We start from the raw sequence: 15,185 nt of genomic DNA on the forward strand, positions 1-15,185 counted from the left end.
CCTGGCAATCATGAAACAGTGCACGCACGCCGACGCGCTGCCGCACCCGGAACCCGAGCCGTGCGGCGAGACCTGTCCGGAGTGCCTGGCCGAGGGCACGGATCCGGTGCAGCTGAGGCTGTGTCTCAGCTGCGGCCATGTCGGCTGCTGCGACTCCTCGCCGAGGCAGCACGCGACGGCGCATTACAAGGAGACCGGTCACCCGGTGATGCGGACCTTCGAGCCCGGGGAGAGCTGGCGCTGGTGCTTCGTCGATCACGTCCTCGTGTGACCTCTGCCCGGGACGGTTCGACCGTCTGACGTCTGGGTACGTCAACCCGGCGCGCGCTCTTCCGATTTGAGCCCGCCGACCCCCTAGCCACTGTGCGTGTTCGCGTGTTTACTATGAGTGACAGCATGGGCTTGGGGTCTCGGGGACAGGAAACTTCGGAGCGCGATAACGTCACCGCTGAACCACGTATCGCGTTAACCCGAGGGGCGTCCCTCGGCCCTGTAACGCTTGTACCACCTTGGAGGTGAGGGTGTCCCAGATCGCAGGCGAGCCCGCGACCCAGGACTTCGTCGAAGTCCGGCTGCCGGCCGCGGGTGCCTACCTGTCGGTGCTGCGTACGGCGACGGCCGGCCTCGCAGCTCGTTTGGACTTCACCCTCGACGAGATCGAGGACCTGCGCATCGCAGTCGACGAGGCCTGCGCGATCCTGCTTCAGCAGGCCGTGCCCGGCTCGGTGCTCAGTTGTGTCTTCCGCCTCGTCGACGACTCGCTCGAGGTCACCGTCTCGGCGCCGACCACGGACGGCCACGCCCCTTCGCGGGACACCTTCGCCTGGACGGTGCTCTCCGCCCTCGCGGGCAAGGTCTCCTCCGCCGTGGACGAGGACAAAACCGTTTCGATCAGCCTCTACAAACAGCGCGGCGCGGGACCCGGGCCGGCGTGAGGGACGGGGACGGGCCGGTGCGGGACGAAGAGCGCGGGACACGGGAGCTGCCGGCCGAGGGCACACGTTCTCCGAACGAGGCACGGCGCACGGCGGACGGCATCGACGGCATTCCCGAGCAGGCCCGGCCGCATCCGGAGGACGAGACCTCGCCCGAGGCCGTCGTTCCGGGCGACGGGCAGCGGACCGGGGACACCCCCGTCCGTCCCGTCCGAGCGGAGGCGGGGGCTCGGGAAAGGGCAACGGGCGGGACGATGAGCGAGCACGAGCGACACTCCGAGGGGCAGGCGCCGGGCGCACGGGGCGCGCAGGGCACACGGCACGACCCGCAGGACCGCAGCGGTGCGCGCCTCCTCTTCGCCGAGCTGCGCACGCTGACGAAGGACAGTCCGGAGTACGCGGAGCTGCGCAATCGGCTGGTCCGCATGCACCTGCCGCTGGTCGAGCACCTCGCGCGGCGCTTCCGCAACCGCGGCGAACCGCTGGACGACCTCACCCAGGTCGCCACCATCGGACTGATCAAGTCGGTGGACCGCTTCGACCCGGACCGCGGAGTGGAGTTCTCCACGTACGCGACCCCGACGGTCGTCGGCGAGATCAAGCGGCACTTCCGGGACAAGGGCTGGGCGGTGCGCGTCCCGCGCCGGCTCCAGGAGCTGCGGCTGGCCCTGACGACGGCCACGGCGGAGCTGTCGCAGCTGCACGGCCGCTCCCCCACGGTCCACGAGCTGGCCGAGAAGCTGTCGATCTCGGAGGAGGAGGTCCTGGAGGGCCTGGAGTCGGCCAACGCGTACTCCACGCTGTCCCTGGACGTCCCGGACACCGACGACGAGTCCCCGGCGGTCGCCGACACCCTCGGCGCCGAGGACGAGGCCCTCGAAGGGGTCGAGTACCGGGAGTCCCTCAAGCCGCTCCTCGAAGACCTGCCCCCGCGCGAGAAGCGCATCCTGCTCCTGCGCTTCTTCGGCAACATGACCCAGTCCCAGATCGCGCAGGAGGTCGGGATCTCACAGATGCACGTCTCCCGGCTGCTGGCCCGCACACTGGCACAGCTGCGGGAGAAGCTCCTGGTCGAGGAGTAGCCGCCGGGTCGGGCGCGGCCTGGGCGCCGCCGTCCGGCACCCCCGGGGCTACTTCTCGGCGCTGCCGGGCCCCCGGATGCCGAGGGCCTGGGTGGTCGTGGGATTGACGAGCAGCACCAGCGCGGTGACGGCCACGACACCGAGCACGATGCCGGCCGGGACGGCCAGGCTGTCGGCGCGCACCATGTTGTAGGCGACGGGCAGCGCCATGATCTGTGTGATCACGGCGGGCCCACGGCTCCAGCCCTTCCGGCCGATCAGTCCGCGGGCGGCGAGCAGCGGCAGCAGGGCGAGCACGATCAGGGTGACGCCGCCGGTGACGGCCGAGGTCCGGTCGTCGGGGTGCCCGGTGAGGCCCTCCACGAGCATCCAGGCACCGCCGACGACGAGCGCCAGCCCTTCCAGCGCGGCGAGCGCGGCCGCGGCGGTCAGCCGCCCGGGGCGGGGATCCGCCGCTTCGGCACGGGCATCGGCGTCGGCGGCCGCGGAGGCGGGGGTGGTGGGGGTCTGCTCACTGCTCACCCCTGAAGGGTAGCCCTCGGCCCGTACGCGCCCGCCCGGGTGTCGGGCGTATCACGCACCCGGTGCGCCGGTGGCGATCTTCACATCGGTCTGGGCCGAGTACCACCCAGTAGGTACCCTGCACAGCATGCGTGCACTTCTCGTGGTCAACCCGGCGGCAACCACCACGAGCGCGCGCACGCGCGACGTGCTGATCCACGCGCTCGCGAGCGAGATGAAGCTGGAAGCGGTCACGACCGAGTACCGCGGCCACGCGCGCGACCTCGGCCGGCAGGCGGCGCAGAGCGACGACATCGACCTGGTGGTGGCCCTCGGCGGCGACGGCACGGTGAACGAGGTCGTCAACGGTCTGCTGCACGCGGGTCCCGACCCCGAGCACCTGCCCGGTCTCGCGGTGGTCCCCGGCGGTTCCACCAACGTCTTCGCCCGCGCCCTCGGCCTGCCCAACCACGCGGTGGAGGCCACCGGCGCCCTGCTGGACGCCCTGCGTGAGGGCAGCGAGCGGACCGTCGGCCTGGGCCTCGCGTCGGGTACGCCGGGCTCGGAGGACGAGGGGGTGCCGGCCCGCTGGTTCACCTTCAACGCCGGTCTGGGCTTCGACGCCGGCGTGGTCGGCCGCGTCGAGCAGCACCGCGAGCGGGGCAAGAAGTCGACGCACGCCCTCTACGTCCGCCAGGTGGTGCGCCAGCTCATCGGCGAGCCGCACCGCCGCAGCGGGACGATCACCCTGGAGCGGGCGGGCGAGGACCCGGTCACCGATCTGGTGCTGTCCATAGTTTCGAACACCTGCCCCTGGACGTTCCTCGGCAACCGCCCGATCTACGCCTCTCCCGAAGCCTCGTTCGACACCGCGCTCGACGTCTTCGGGCTCAGCCGGCTGTCGACGGCCGCGGTTGCCCGGTATGGCACCCAGTTGCTCACTTCGTCCCCCGAGCGCGGGCCGCGCGGCCGGCACGCGGTCTCCCTGCACGACCTGACCGACTTCACCTTGCATTCGAAGGTGCCTCTGCCCCTTCAGATGGACGGTGACCACCTCGGGTTGCGTACCAGCGTGGCGTTCACAGGCGTACGCCGTGCACTGCGTGTGATTGTGTGAGCAGAAGGGGCGAAAGTCCTTTCACTCGAACGTTTAGACCAGGGTCCACCCCATGGAAGTACGGCTGTGACCTAGTCGACACCGAAGAATCAAAAAAAACTTTCCGGAAGGGGTTGTATCCGCCGCCGAGGTTTGCGAGTCTCTTCTTGGCGATCGGGACAGCCCGCAGGACCGGCATCCACAGATCACCGGAACCCCTCTTCAAACCACAGGACCACGCCAGGGAACCTGGCGGTAGGCCCTTCCCTTGTTGAGGGATTCGTGAAAGCGTTCACATTCACAAGCATCCCAGCATGTAATACCAAGGAGAGGTAGCAGCCATGGACTGGCGTCACCGCGCCGTTTGCCGCGAGGAAGACCCCGAGCTCTTCTTCCCCATCGGCAACACCGGTCCCGCGCTGCTGCAGATCGAGGAAGCCAAGGCCGTCTGCCGTCGCTGCCCCGTCATGGAGCAGTGCCTGCAGTGGGCGCTCGAGTCCGGCCAGGACTCCGGCGTCTGGGGTGGTCTCAGCGAGGACGAGCGCCGCGCAATGAAGCGCCGTGCCGCCCGCAACCGGGCTCGTCAGGCCTCCGCCTGACAACCCACCCCTACTGACAGCCTCAGCTTGGCGGCGCGTACAGCGAGTACGCATCCCCCGCTCCCGAGCCGCAGCGCGCAGTACCCCCCGATGCGCATCGGACGATGTATCGCACGAGCACTGGCCTCGGACCTTCACCGGTCCGGGGCTTTTTGCTGTGCCCACGCCCCGGTCCCGTTGCGCGCCGTTACTTCTCGGCGGGCACCGGGATGTCGAGGATGACCCGGGTGCCGCGCTCCGAGGCGGGGACCATGTCGAAGGTGCCGCCCAGCTCGCCCTCCACCAGGGTGCGGACGATCTGCAGGCCGAGATTGCCGGAGCGGTGCGGGTCGAAGTCCTCGGGCAGGCCGACGCCGTCGTCCTGGACGGTGACCAGCAGCCGGGCCTCCTTCGTCGTACCGCCGCGGACCGCGGAGACCTCGACCGTGCCGGTGTCGCCGTCCCGGAAGCCGTGCTCCAGGGCGTTCTGCAACACCTCGGTGAGGACCATCGACAGCGGGGTGGCGACCTCGGCGTCGAGGATGCCGAAGCGTCCGGTGCGCCGGCCGGCGACCTTGCCCGGCGAGATCTCCGCCACCATCGCCAGCACGCGGTCGGCGATCTCGTCGAACTCCACGCGCTCGTCCAGGTTCTGGGAGAGCGTCTCGTGCACGATCGCGATCGAGCCGACCCGGCGCACGGCCTCCTCCAGCGCCTCGCGGCCCCGGTCGGACTCGATGCGCCGGGCCTGGAGGCGCAACAGGGCCGCCACCGTCTGGAGGTTGTTCTTCACCCGGTGGTGGATCTCCCGGATGGTGGCGTCCTTGGTGATCAACTCGCGCTCGCGGCGGCGCAGTTCCGTCACGTCGCGCAGGAGTACGAGCGAACCGATGCGGGTGCCCTTGGGCTTGAGCGGGATGGCACGGAACTGGATCACCCCGTCGTGCGCCTCGATCTCGAACTCGCGCGGTGCCCAGCCGCTGGCGACCTTGGCGAGTGCCTCGTCCACCGGGCCGCGGGAGGGGGCGAGTTCGGCGGTCGTGCGGCCCAGGTGCTGGCCCACGAGGTCGGCGGCCAGCCCCATGCGGTGGTAGGCCGACAGCGCGTTCGGCGAGGCGTACTGGACGATGCCGTCGGCGTCGACCCGGACCAGGCCGTCGCCGACGCGGGGCGAGGCGTCCATGTCGACCTGCTGGTTCTCGAACGGGAAGGCGCCGGCCGCGATCATCTGGGCCAGGTCCGAGGCGCTCTGGAGGTAGGTGAGCTCCAGGCGGCTCGGGGTGCGCACGGTGAGCAGGTTGGTGTTGCGGGCGATGACCCCGAGGACACGTCCCTGACGGCGCACGGGGATGGACTCGACGCGGACCGGGACCTCCTCGCGCCACTCGGGGTCGCCCTCGCGGACGATGCGGCCCTCGTCCAGGGCGGCGTCCAGCATGGGGCGCCGGCCGCGCGGGACGAGGTGGCCGACCATGTCGTCCTGGTACGAGGTGGGCCCGGTGTTGGGCCGCATCTGGGCCACGGAGACGTAGCGCGTGCCGTCCCGGGTGGGGACCCACAGGACCAGGTCGGCGAAGGAGAGGTCGGAGAGAAGCTGCCACTCCGAGACCAGCAGATGGAGCCACTCGAGGTCGGAGTCGTCGAGCGCGGTGTGCTGGCGTACGAGTTCGTTCATGGAGGGCACGGGGCTGAGCGTACCTGGCGGTACGGACAGCGATCGAAACCAGCCACTCCGCACTGCTCCCCCGCGCGGGACGCGCCCGGAGGACCCCCGGAAACACCCGCGGGCCGCGGCGCCTGAGAGGGACCCTCAACCCTCCCGGCACCGCAGCCCGGAGCAACATCGGCCGTGGGGTGTGCGGTCCCGGTCGGCCGAAGGATGAGGAGCCGGGGCAGTCAGGGCAGAGAGCTCCGGTTCCTCGGTCCGTCCTCCTGTGCGGGGAGGACGGAAGCCTGACGACACCTCGCGCGAGTGACACGGTCGGTGCCTCAGTCACCATTGTGGACTAGACCACTAACCGTGTCCATGCGGTGGACGTTGTTCGTCGTTGGTGGCTTCTGTCGGCCGCACCACTGTCCGGGCAGCCGCCAGAAGCCTAACCCTGTTGGCTCAACCTCGGGGCCAGACGGCCAGGGCAATTTCCGCGAGCGCCTCCAGCTCCGACCGGCTCGCGCCGTCACGTGCCTGCTGGGACATGCCCTGGATCATCGCGCCGGTGTACCGGGCGAGGGCGGCCGCGTCGGTGTCCGGCGGCAGGACGCCCTCCGCCACGTCGGCGCCGATCCGGCGCTCGATGGCCGCGATGTTGGCGTTGCGCCGCTCCCGCAGGGACTCCTCGACTTCGACGGTGGAGCAGTTGGCGGCCGCGTGGATGACGAGGCAGCCGTGCGGCCGGCCGGGGACCGTGTACTCGGCGGCGGCCTCGCGCAGCATCCTCTCTATACCGGCACGTGCGGTCGGCTCCTCGGCGAGGGCGCGGTCGCCGAAGGAGCCGTACCGCGCGCCGTACTCCTGGACGACCTCCTCGAAGAGCGAGCGCTTGTCGCCGAAGGCGGCGTAGAGGCTCGGGGCACCGATGTCCATCACCCGCGTCAGGTCGGAGACGGACGTCGCCTCGTAACCGTGCTCCCAGAACGCCAGCAGCGCCGCCTCCAGCGCCGTCGCCCGGTCGAAGGAGCGCGGACGCCCGCGGGTCCTGGCCGCACCGCTCCGAGCAGGCGCCCCGGACCGTTCACTCTTCTCGCCGCTCACCATGGAGTGCATTTTATAACGGCCACTAGAAAAAAGCTTCGGGGCTCCTGTACGGTCACTTCTGTAGCGACCACTAGCGAATGTGAAGGGGGCGTCACCATGGGCGTGCTTGCGGGCAGGACGGCACTCGTGACGGGGGCGAGCAGGGGCATCGGGCGGGGCATCGCGGAGCGACTGGGCCGCGACGGCGCTCGGGTCGCGGTGCACTACGGGAGGAACGAGGCCGCGGCGAAGGAGACGGTGGTCGCGATCGAGGCCGCGGGCGGCTCGGCGTTCGCGATCAAGGCCGACCTGGGGGCTCCGGGGGCGGCCGAGGCCCTGTGGGAGGAGTTCGACGCACACGCCGACGGCCTGGACGTCCTGGTGAACAACGCGGGGATCGGCAACACCCGCCCCATCGGGGAGATAGGGGAAGCGGAGTACGACGCCGTCTTCACGGTCAACGTGAAGGCACCGTTCTTCATCCTCAAGCACGGCATGGGCCGGCTGCGCGACGGCGGCCGGGTCGTCAACATCTCGTCGGGCCTGGCCCGCACGGCGGTGATGCCGGACAACATGGCGTACGCGATGACGAAGGGCGCGCTGGACGTGTTCTCGCGCGACCTCTCCAAGGTGCTGGGCGCCCGCGGCATCACGGTGAACTCGGTGGCGCCCGGCATCATCGACACGGACAACACGGCCGGGATGCTGCACGGGAGCGAGGGCGGCTGGGAGCGGGCCGCGGCGCTCTCCGCCCTGGGCGGGGTGGGAACGGCGGCCGAGGTGGCCGACGTGGTCGCGTTCCTCGCCTCGCACGGGGGCCGGTGGGTCACGGGCAGCTGGGTGGACGCCACGGGAGGTTCACTGACCTGACACCACCGCCGGCACACCACCACTCGCCTGACCGTTTCGGCGCGACCGCGCGGCTCCGCTCTGTTAGATTGGTCTAAACCACATAGCCAGTCCCGGGCCCCGGGTGAGTCCTCTCTTCGAAACGGCAGGCCAGCGTGGAAGTTGTCATCGTTCCCGATGCCAAGGCGGGCGGCGAACTCATAGCCGAGGCCATGGCACAGCTGCTCCGGCGCAAGCCCGACGCCCTGCTCGGGGTGGCCACCGGTTCGACGCCGCTGCCCGTGTACGAGGCGCTGGCGGCCAAGGTGCGCTCGGGTGCCGTGGACACCGCGCGGGCGCGGATCGCCCAGCTCGACGAGTACGTGGGGCTGCCCGCGGAGCACCCCGAGTCGTACCGCTCGGTGCTCCGGCGCGAGGTGCTCGAACCGCTGGGCATCGACATGGACGCGTTCATGGGTCCCGACGGGACGGCCGCGGACGTGCAGGGCGCGTGCGAGGCCTACGACCGGGCGCTCGGCGGCGCCGGCGGGGTCGACCTCCAGTTGCTGGGCATCGGCACCGACGGGCACATCGGTTTCAACGAGCCCTGCTCCTCGCTCGCCTCGCGGACGCGGATCAAGACCCTGACCGAGCAGACCCGGGTCGACAACGCGCGCTTCTTCGACGGCGACATCGAGCAGGTGCCGCACCACGTGATCACCCAGGGCATCGGCACCATCCTGGAGGCCCGGCACGTGGTGCTGCTCGCCACCGGCGAGGGCAAGGCCGACGCGGTCGCCGCGAGCGTCGAGGGCCCGGTCGCGGCCGTGTGCCCGGCCTCCGCGCTCCAGTTGCACCCGCACGCCACGGTCGTCGTGGACGAGGCGGCCGCCTCCAAGCTGAAGCTCGCCGACTACTTCCGGCACACCTACGCCCACAAGCCGGACTGGCAGGGCATCTGACCCGTCCCGGCAGCTGACCCGTCCCGCCCCCGGGCCGACGGGGCTGACCTCCACGCGCGGAAGGCGCCGGATCCCCTCACAGGGCACCGGCGCCTTCGTTGTACCCGCCGCACCACCACGGGCACGACGCCCACACCCCGGTCCCACCGCCCCGGGTACCGGCACCAGCCCGCCGCCGTACCCGTACTCCCGCCGGCGTACGGCGCCAGTCCCCCGTACCGGTACTCCCGTCGGCGTACCGACACCAACCCGCCGCCGTACCCGTACCCCCGCCGACGTACCGGCGCCAGTCCCCCGTACCCGCACTCCCGTCGGCCTACCGGCACCAATCCACCCCCCGTGCCCGCACTCCCGTCGGCACCGGCAGGTGCCCCGTGCCCGTGCGGCGACGGCCTGCCTCGGCCGCCGTCCGAGGCGTCCGCCCGCGTTCGTCCGAGGCCGGGCGCGGTCACGCGTGCCGAAGGCGCCGGCCCCGTCGGGGGACCGGCGCCTTCGGCGGGGCGACGGGTGGTCGTCAGACGCCCGCGATGGCCTCCGCCGCCACTCGGCCGCAGACGCGGGCCGCGCCGTGGGTGGCCAGGTGGACGGCGCCGCGGGGTTCCGCGCGCGGGACGCCCATCTCGACGACGATCGTGTCGGGCCGGGCCGCCAGCAGGACGTCGAGGGCCGCCGCCATCCACGGATGGCGGTGCTCGTCGCGGACGACGGCGACGATGCGGCGGGAGCCCGCCGCGGCCAGCGCCTCGGAGCCAGCGTCGGCCCCGTTGAAGCTGCCGGTCTCCGTGCCCGGGAGCAGGCGGATCAGCTCGGCGGCCACGCCCCAGGGGGTCTCGTCGCCGACCGCGATGTTCGCCACCGGGGTGAGCGCGGCGACGTACGGCGCCTCGGTGAGCGGCGCGGGCTCCCCCGCGGCGGTGACGCGCAGCGCGCGGCGGGCCGCACGCAGACCGACGTCGCCGTCGGCGGTGTCCGCGGCCTCGTCGCCAGGACGGTTCGCCGCGGCCCAGCGGGCCAGGGACCGGACGCGTTCGGCCGCGTCGGCCAGGCGCTCCTCGGGCAGTTCACCCGCGCGGACCGCCTCGACCAGCGCGTCGCTCAGCCGCCGTACGGTGCCCTCGTCGTGCAGGCCGCCGCCCACGCAGATCGCGTCGGCGCCGGCGGCGATGGCCAGGACGGTGCCGCGTTCGATGCCGTAGGTGCCGGCGATGGCCTTCATCTCGATGCCGTCGGTGACGATGAGCCCGTCGTAGCCCAGTTCGCCGCGGAGCAGGTCGGTCAGGATGCGCCGGGACAACGTTGCCGGAAGCTCCGGGTCCAGGGCCGGGACCAGGATGTGGGCGCTCATCACCGCGCGGCTGCCGGCCGCGATGGCGGCGCGGAAGGGGACCAGGTCGCGTTCGGCCAGCACGTCGGCGCCGACGTCGATGCGCGGCATGGCGTGGTGGGAGTCGATGCCCGTGTCGCCGTGGCCCGGGAAGTGCTTGGCGGAGGTGGCCACGCCCGCGGACTGCATCCCGGTGATGTAGGCGGCGGTGTGCCGGGCGACCAGGTCGGTGTCGGAGCCGAAGGCCCGCACGCCGATCACCGGGTTGTCCGGGTTGGAGTTCACGTCGGCGGACGGCGCCCAGTTGAAGTTGACGCCCGCGGCGGCGAGCCGGCGGCCCAGTTCCGCGGCCACCGCGCGGGTGAGCCCGACGTCGTCCACCGCGCCGAGGGCGTGGTTGCCGGGGAAGGAGGAGCCGGTGCGCACCTCGAGCCGGGTGACGTCGCCGCCCTCCTCGTCGATCGCGACCAGCAGGTCCTCGCGCTCGGCGCGCAGCTGCGCGGTCAGGGCCGCCACCTGCTCGGGAGAGGTGACGTTGCGCCCGAACAGGGCGACGGACGCCAGCCCTTCGCCGATGCGGCGCAGCAGCCAGTCGGGGGCGGTGGTGCCGGCGAAGCCGGGCTGGAGAACGGCGAGCGCGTCGCGCGTGAGGGTGTCGGTGGCCCTCGCGAGGGTCGTCATCGGTGGTGCTATCCCTTCACGGCGCCGGCGGTCAGGCCGCTGACGGCCTTGCGCTGGAGGTAGACGAAGAGGATCAGGATCGGGATGGCGAACAGGGAGGAGGCGGCCATGGTCGCGCCCCAGTTGTCGCCGAAGACGGTCTGGAAGCTGGTCAGCCACAGCGGCAGGGTCTGGGACTCCGCCTCCTTGTTGACGACCAGCACGAGCGGCAGCTCGTTCCAGGCGGTGATGAAGCCGAACATCGAGGTGGACATCAGGCCCGGGGCGAGCAGCGGCAGGATGACGCGGCGGAAGGCCTGGACCCGGGTGCAGCCGTCGACCATCGCCGACTCCTCCAGCTCCTTCGGCACGGCGGCGACGAAGCCGCGCAGCGTCAGGATGGTGAAGGGCAGGATCATCATCATGTAGAAGAGCGTGAGCGGCACCAGGCTGTTCAGCATCGACGCGTCGCGCACGATCATGTAGATGGCGATGACCATGACTTCCCAGGGCGCCATCTGGGCGAGCATGAAGCCGACGATGAAGCCGCGCCGCCCCTTGAACCGCATCCGCGCCAGGGCGAAGGAGCCGGCCAGGGCGATGATCAGCGAGAAGACGACCGCGCAGACGGTGACGATGAGCGAGTTGCTCACGTACGTCCAGAAGTGGTCGGCCTCGGTCGCGGTCTTGAAGTGCTCGAAGGTGATGTCGGTCGGGAACCAGACCGGGTTCTCCGAGATGATGTCCCCGGTCGGCTTGAAGGCCGTGGAGAACATCCAGTAGACGGGGAAGACGAGGCCGATGAACAGGACGACGGCCGTGACGTTGGGCCACACGCGGCCGAAGAGCGAGCGCTTCACAGCTCGTCCTCCTCTTGCTTGAGCACGATCCTGAGGTAGTACGCGGTCAGGCCGAGCAGGATCAGGATGGTCAGGACCGCGATCGCGGCGCCCATGCCGTAGTGCTGGTTGCCGACGCCCTCGATGTAGGCGTAGACGGGCAGGATCTCGGTGAGACGGTCCGGTCCACCGCCGTTGAACGTGTAGACCTGGACGAACGCCTTGAAGATCCAGATGACTTCGAGGAACGTCGTCGCGTAGAGGAATGGGCGCAGGAACGGCAGGGTGACCGAGGTGAAGCTGCGCCACATGCCGGCCCCGTCGAGGGCGGCGGCCTCGTACAGCTCGTCGGGGATGGTGGTGGTCGCCGCGTACAGGTTGATCGCGACGAACGGGACGGACATCCACACGATCAGCACGGTGACGACGAAGAAGGTCGAGAACTGGCTGCCGGTCCAGCTGAAGTCGGCCATGGAGTGCCAGCCGAGCTTGTCGAGCACCCAGTTGACGACACCGAAGCGCTGGGCGAAGAGCCACTGGTAGACGGTGGTCGCGGCGACCACCGGCATGGCCCATGCCAGGACCAGGCCGATCATCAGCACGAACCGCATCGCCCGGCCGAGGCGGGCGAGCAGGAGGCCGATCAGGCCGCCCACCACCATGGTGAGGACGACGTTGACGGCCGTGAAGAAGATGGAACGGACGGTGACGCGCCAGAAGTCCTCGCCGGTGAGGACCTCCTTGTAGTTGTCGAAGCCGGTCCACTCGGTGACGTGCTGGATCAGCTGCGCCATGTTGAGGTTCTGGAAGGACAGCAGGCCGTCCTTCACCAGCGGCCAGCCGAGCAGCAGCACGGTGGCCGCGGCGGCGGGCAGCAGCAGCAGATACGGCGCCAGCGCGCCGGCGCGCGACGCGGCTCTCGCTCTGGACCCGCCGGTTCCCCCACCGTCCGCCTTGCGGACGTCCGACGGGCCTGAGGGCGGCCGTTCGGTCTGCACGGTCATGCTCGCGGTCTCTCTCTTCTCGACCTGTCCACCTCGACGCCGGGGCGGGGGCCGTCGTGTGTCAGCCCCCGCCCCGGCTCACCCGGTGCTACTGCTGCTGCGCCAGGCGCTTGTTGAACTCGCCCTCGACCTGCTTGGCGGCGTCGGCCGGGGACTTCCCCTTCATGACGGCCGTCAGGTACGTCTTGATCGGGTTCGGGTCGTTCTCGACGGCGGCCCACTCCGGGATCAGCGGCGTGGTGTCACCGGTACCGGCGGCCGGCGCGGCGGCCTCGGCGGCGGCGTTGCCCTTCAGGTTGCTCTGCAGCGCCTCCTTGTTCGGGATGACGCCGTTGGCCTTCGCCAGCGCACCCTCGTACTTGTCGGAGAGCGCGAGCTTCAGGAACTCCTGGGCCAGCTCCTGCTTCTTGCTGCCCGCGGCGACGGCCAGGTTGGAGCCGCCGAGGAAGACACCCTCGGGCTTGTCCGCCGTGGCACCCGGGATGGTGAAGTAGCCGAGGTCCTTCTCGATCGCCGGGTTGGTGGCGATCGCCGTGGCGCCCTCCCAGCCCATGCCGATGAAGGCGCCGGTCTTGCCCTTGGCGAAGATCTCGCCCTGCTGCGGGGTGGCCTCGTCCTTGTCCTTGGGGGCCTTGGAGAGCGCCTGGAACTTCTTGTAGGTCTCGGTGGCGGCGGCGACCTTCGGGTCGGACAGGTTGGAGACGTACTTGTCGCCGTCCTTCTTGACCAGCTCGCCGCCCTCGCCGATGACCAGGCCCACGAAGTGGTACCAGTTCTGGCCGGGCAGGTAGATCGGCTCGGCGTCGGTCTTCTCGCCGATCGTCTTGAGGTCGTTGTAGAAGTCGTCGCGGGTCTTGGGCAGTTCCTTGATGCCCGCGTCCGCCCAGATCTTCTTGTTGTAGACGACGACGCGGTTGACCACGAACCACGGGGCCGCGTACTGCTTGCCGTCGAACACGGCGGACTTGTTGAGGGACTCGGACCAGTCGGTGCCGATCTCGCCCTTGAGGTCGCTCAGGTCAGCGAGGCCGCCGGTCTTGGCGTAGGCCGGGGTCTGGGTGTTGCCGATCTCGAAGACGTCGGGCGGGTTCTCCTCGGAGAGGGCGGTGGTCAGCTTCTGCTGGATGCCGTTCCACTTCTGGATCTCGAACTTGACCTTGGCCTTGGTCTTCGCCTCGAACTCCTTGGCGAGGTCCGCCTGCCAGTCGTCCGGCGAGGAGCCGTCCATCACCCACACGGTGAGCGTCTCACCGGCGTAGCCGTCGGCGCCGGCCTTCTTGTCGTCGTCACCGCTGTCGCCCCCGCACGCGGCGATCGAGACCATCATGCCCGCGATACCGATCGCGGCTATAAGCTTGCGCTTCACGCCAACCCTCCTCAGGGATGCCACACAACCCCCCTGCCTCCCCGCGGTTGCTCGTCGACGCGGACCGCCCATGGGGCCGGGACCTGGACCAATGGTGTAGACCAGTACGGGGAGCTTGGCCCAGACCAATAGGACTGTCAAGGGTGTTCAAACCCAGTCCTCGCCTCCGTGATGGGACCGAGATATGCAGGGACCTTTCATTGCGCAAGCGACAGATCGGGCGGACCGGGACCGGGTGTACCACCCCCCACCGAATGACGTGCCACGACGGCTCCGAACGCGCGTACCAGCGACGCCTGACCCATCTGTGGACTAGACCAAGGGTGTTCCCGCGGGTATACAGAGGGGATCACGGAGCGTGCGGGGGCCATCCCGGCACGAAGCCGTGCCACGATGTGAGCCGTGGCCGACAGGGATAGCGGTCGCTTCGGCACCCGGAGCCGGGAAGGCAGAGCATGAGCACCGACGTCAGCAGTGCGGAGAACGAGGGTGGGGCGACCGTCCGTACCGCGCGCGTGCCCAAGTACTACCGTCTGAAGAAGCATCTGCTGGACATGACCCGGACCCAGACCCCGGGCACCCCGGTCCCGCCCGAGCGCACCCTGGCCGCCGAGTTCGACACCTCGCGCACCACGGTGCGCCAGGCCCTTCAGGAACTGGTCGTCGAGGGCCGCCTGGAGCGCATCCAGGGCAAGGGCACCTTCGTCGCCAAGCCCAAGGTGTCGCAGGCGCTGCAACTCACCTCGTACACCGAGGACATGCGGGCCCAGGGCCTCGAGCCCACCTCGCAGCTGCTGGACATCGGCTACATCACCGCCGACGACCGGCTCGCCGGGCTGCTGGACATCACGGCCGGCGGCCGGGTGCTGCGCATCGAGCGGCTGCGCATGGCCAACGGCGAGCCGATGGCGATCGAGACCACCCACCTCAGCGCCAAGCGCTTCCCGGCCCTGCGCCGCTCCCTGGTGAAGTACACGTCCCTCTACACCGCGCTCGCCGAGGTGTACGACGTCCATCTCGCCGAGGCCGAGGAGACCATCGAGACCTCCCTGGCCACCCCGCGCGAGGCCGGTCTGCTCGGCACCGACGTGGGCCTGCCCATGCTGATGCTCTCCCGGCACTCGCAGGACCGCACCGGCCAGCCGGTGGAGTGGGTGCGCTCCGTGTACCGCGGCGACCGCTACAAGTTCGTGGCCCGCCTCAAGCGGCCCCAGGACTAGACCAGCACCCGCCCGCGCGGCCCCAGATTGCGGTTGGGGACCGATATACGGACGAG

15 protein-coding genes are annotated in these 15,185 nt (G+C 70.4%); 8 read left to right on the forward strand and 7 right to left on the reverse strand.

Features of this window, described 5'->3' with window-relative positions; all coding sequences use genetic code 11:
• The first annotated feature begins 10 nt into the window (after positions 1 to 10).
• The 3 genes from B9W62_RS12755 (at position 11) to B9W62_RS12765 (ending at position 2,017) form a co-directional block, all read left to right on the forward strand.
• The gene (locus B9W62_RS12755) at positions 11 to 271 is read left to right on the forward strand and encodes a UBP-type zinc finger domain-containing protein (RefSeq protein ID WP_087807295.1); all 261 of its coding nucleotides are present in this window, start codon (positions 11 to 13) and stop codon (positions 269 to 271) included.
• A gap of 250 nt (positions 272 to 521) precedes the next feature.
• On the forward strand, positions 522 to 935 hold the full coding sequence (locus B9W62_RS12760) for an ATP-binding protein (RefSeq protein ID WP_004925829.1): 414 nt from the start codon (positions 522 to 524) through the stop codon (positions 933 to 935).
• A 17-nt stretch (positions 936 to 952) separates the two neighbouring features.
• On the forward strand, positions 953 to 2,017 hold the full coding sequence (locus tag B9W62_RS12765; RefSeq protein WP_179235465.1) for an RNA polymerase sigma factor SigF: 1,065 nt from the start codon (positions 953 to 955) through the stop codon (positions 2,015 to 2,017).
• Between the two features lie 48 nt (positions 2,018 to 2,065).
• Here B9W62_RS12765 and B9W62_RS12770 read toward each other — a convergent pair whose 3' ends face one another.
• Positions 2,066 to 2,539 (reverse strand): hypothetical protein, encoded by a 474-nt coding sequence (locus tag B9W62_RS12770; RefSeq protein ID WP_087807297.1) that lies wholly within the window; start codon positions 2,537 to 2,539, stop codon positions 2,066 to 2,068.
• A 127-nt stretch (positions 2,540 to 2,666) separates the two neighbouring features.
• On the opposite strand from B9W62_RS12770, the gene B9W62_RS12775 reads away from it, so the two are divergent.
• Complete coding sequence (locus B9W62_RS12775; RefSeq protein ID WP_087807298.1) at positions 2,667 to 3,635, forward strand: diacylglycerol/lipid kinase family protein; 969 nt, start codon at positions 2,667 to 2,669, stop codon at positions 3,633 to 3,635.
• A 320-nt stretch (positions 3,636 to 3,955) separates the two neighbouring features.
• On the forward strand, positions 3,956 to 4,213 hold the full coding sequence (locus B9W62_RS12780; protein ID WP_003973730.1) for a WhiB family transcriptional regulator: 258 nt from the start codon (positions 3,956 to 3,958) through the stop codon (positions 4,211 to 4,213).
• 187 nt (positions 4,214 to 4,400) lie between these two features.
• Here the strand turns inward: B9W62_RS12780 and B9W62_RS12785 are convergent, their stop codons facing one another.
• Complete coding sequence (locus B9W62_RS12785) at positions 4,401 to 5,876, reverse strand: sensor histidine kinase (RefSeq protein ID WP_087807299.1); 1,476 nt, start codon at positions 5,874 to 5,876, stop codon at positions 4,401 to 4,403.
• 426 nt (positions 5,877 to 6,302) lie between these two features.
• Positions 6,303 to 6,947 (reverse strand): TetR/AcrR family transcriptional regulator, encoded by a 645-nt coding sequence (locus B9W62_RS12790; RefSeq protein WP_087811879.1) that lies wholly within the window; start codon positions 6,945 to 6,947, stop codon positions 6,303 to 6,305.
• Between the two features lie 96 nt (positions 6,948 to 7,043).
• Between B9W62_RS12790 and B9W62_RS12795 the strand changes: the two genes are divergently transcribed.
• Together B9W62_RS12795 and nagB are read left to right on the forward strand one after the other, a co-directional pair.
• Positions 7,044 to 7,796 carry an SDR family oxidoreductase gene (locus B9W62_RS12795; RefSeq protein WP_087807300.1) on the forward strand — a complete coding sequence of 251 codons (753 nt, stop codon included), beginning with the start codon at positions 7,044 to 7,046 and terminating at the stop codon, positions 7,794 to 7,796.
• 134 nt (positions 7,797 to 7,930) lie between these two features.
• The gene (gene nagB / locus B9W62_RS12800; RefSeq protein WP_087807301.1) at positions 7,931 to 8,716 is read left to right on the forward strand and encodes a glucosamine-6-phosphate deaminase; all 786 of its coding nucleotides are present in this window, start codon (positions 7,931 to 7,933) and stop codon (positions 8,714 to 8,716) included.
• A gap of 514 nt (positions 8,717 to 9,230) precedes the next feature.
• Here nagB and B9W62_RS12805 read toward each other — a convergent pair.
• From B9W62_RS12805 to dasA, 4 genes are all read right to left on the reverse strand, one after another.
• A complete protein-coding gene (locus B9W62_RS12805; protein ID WP_087807302.1) occupies positions 9,231 to 10,721 on the reverse strand; it encodes a glycoside hydrolase family 3 protein in 1,491 nt (496 codons plus the stop codon).
• Positions 10,722 to 10,729: 8 nt separating this feature from the next.
• The gene (locus tag B9W62_RS12810; protein ID WP_087807303.1) at positions 10,730 to 11,560 is read right to left on the reverse strand and encodes a carbohydrate ABC transporter permease; all 831 of its coding nucleotides are present in this window, start codon (positions 11,558 to 11,560) and stop codon (positions 10,730 to 10,732) included.
• Positions 11,557 to 12,543, reverse strand: coding sequence for a carbohydrate ABC transporter permease (locus tag B9W62_RS12815; RefSeq protein ID WP_087807304.1), 987 nt, complete (start codon positions 12,541 to 12,543; stop codon positions 11,557 to 11,559). Before B9W62_RS12815 ends, B9W62_RS12810 begins: the two co-directional genes overlap by 4 nt.
• 88 nt (positions 12,544 to 12,631) lie before the next feature.
• Positions 12,632 to 13,909 carry a N,N'-diacetylchitobiose ABC transporter substrate-binding protein DasA gene (dasA, locus tag B9W62_RS12820; RefSeq protein ID WP_087807305.1) on the reverse strand — a complete coding sequence of 426 codons (1,278 nt, stop codon included), beginning with the start codon at positions 13,907 to 13,909 and terminating at the stop codon, positions 12,632 to 12,634.
• A 455-nt stretch (positions 13,910 to 14,364) separates the two neighbouring features.
• Between dasA and B9W62_RS12825 the strand changes: the two genes are divergently transcribed.
• Positions 14,365 to 15,129 (forward strand): GntR family transcriptional regulator, encoded by a 765-nt coding sequence (locus B9W62_RS12825; protein WP_003973740.1) that lies wholly within the window; start codon positions 14,365 to 14,367, stop codon positions 15,127 to 15,129.
• The last annotated feature ends 56 nt before the right edge of the window (positions 15,130 to 15,185 follow it).

Origin of the sequence: Streptomyces sp. CS113 (genome assembly GCF_002188365.1) — a bacterium.
GTDB lineage: Bacteria > Actinomycetota > Actinomycetes > Streptomycetales > Streptomycetaceae > Streptomyces > Streptomyces tendae.

Excerpts from the sequence above, each read along its gene's own strand:
- B9W62_RS12780 (WP_003973730.1), top strand. The coding sequence starts at position 3,956 with ATGGACTGGCGTCACCGCGCCGTTTGCCGCGAGGAAGACCCCGAGCTC.
- B9W62_RS12825 (WP_003973740.1), top strand. The coding sequence starts at position 14,365 with ATGAGCACCGACGTCAGCAGTGCGGAGAACGAGGGTGGGGCGACCGTC.
- B9W62_RS12815 (WP_087807304.1), bottom strand. The coding sequence starts at position 12,543 with ATGACCGTGCAGACCGAACGGCCGCCCTCAGGCCCGTCGGACGTCCGC.
- B9W62_RS12795 (WP_087807300.1), top strand. The coding sequence starts at position 7,044 with ATGGGCGTGCTTGCGGGCAGGACGGCACTCGTGACGGGGGCGAGCAGG.
- B9W62_RS12790 (WP_087811879.1), bottom strand. The coding sequence starts at position 6,947 with ATGGTGAGCGGCGAGAAGAGTGAACGGTCCGGGGCGCCTGCTCGGAGC.
- B9W62_RS12775 (WP_087807298.1), top strand. The coding sequence starts at position 2,667 with ATGCGTGCACTTCTCGTGGTCAACCCGGCGGCAACCACCACGAGCGCG.
- B9W62_RS12805 (WP_087807302.1), bottom strand. The coding sequence starts at position 10,721 with ATGACGACCCTCGCGAGGGCCACCGACACCCTCACGCGCGACGCGCTC.
- B9W62_RS12755 (WP_087807295.1), top strand. The coding sequence starts at position 11 with ATGAAACAGTGCACGCACGCCGACGCGCTGCCGCACCCGGAACCCGAG.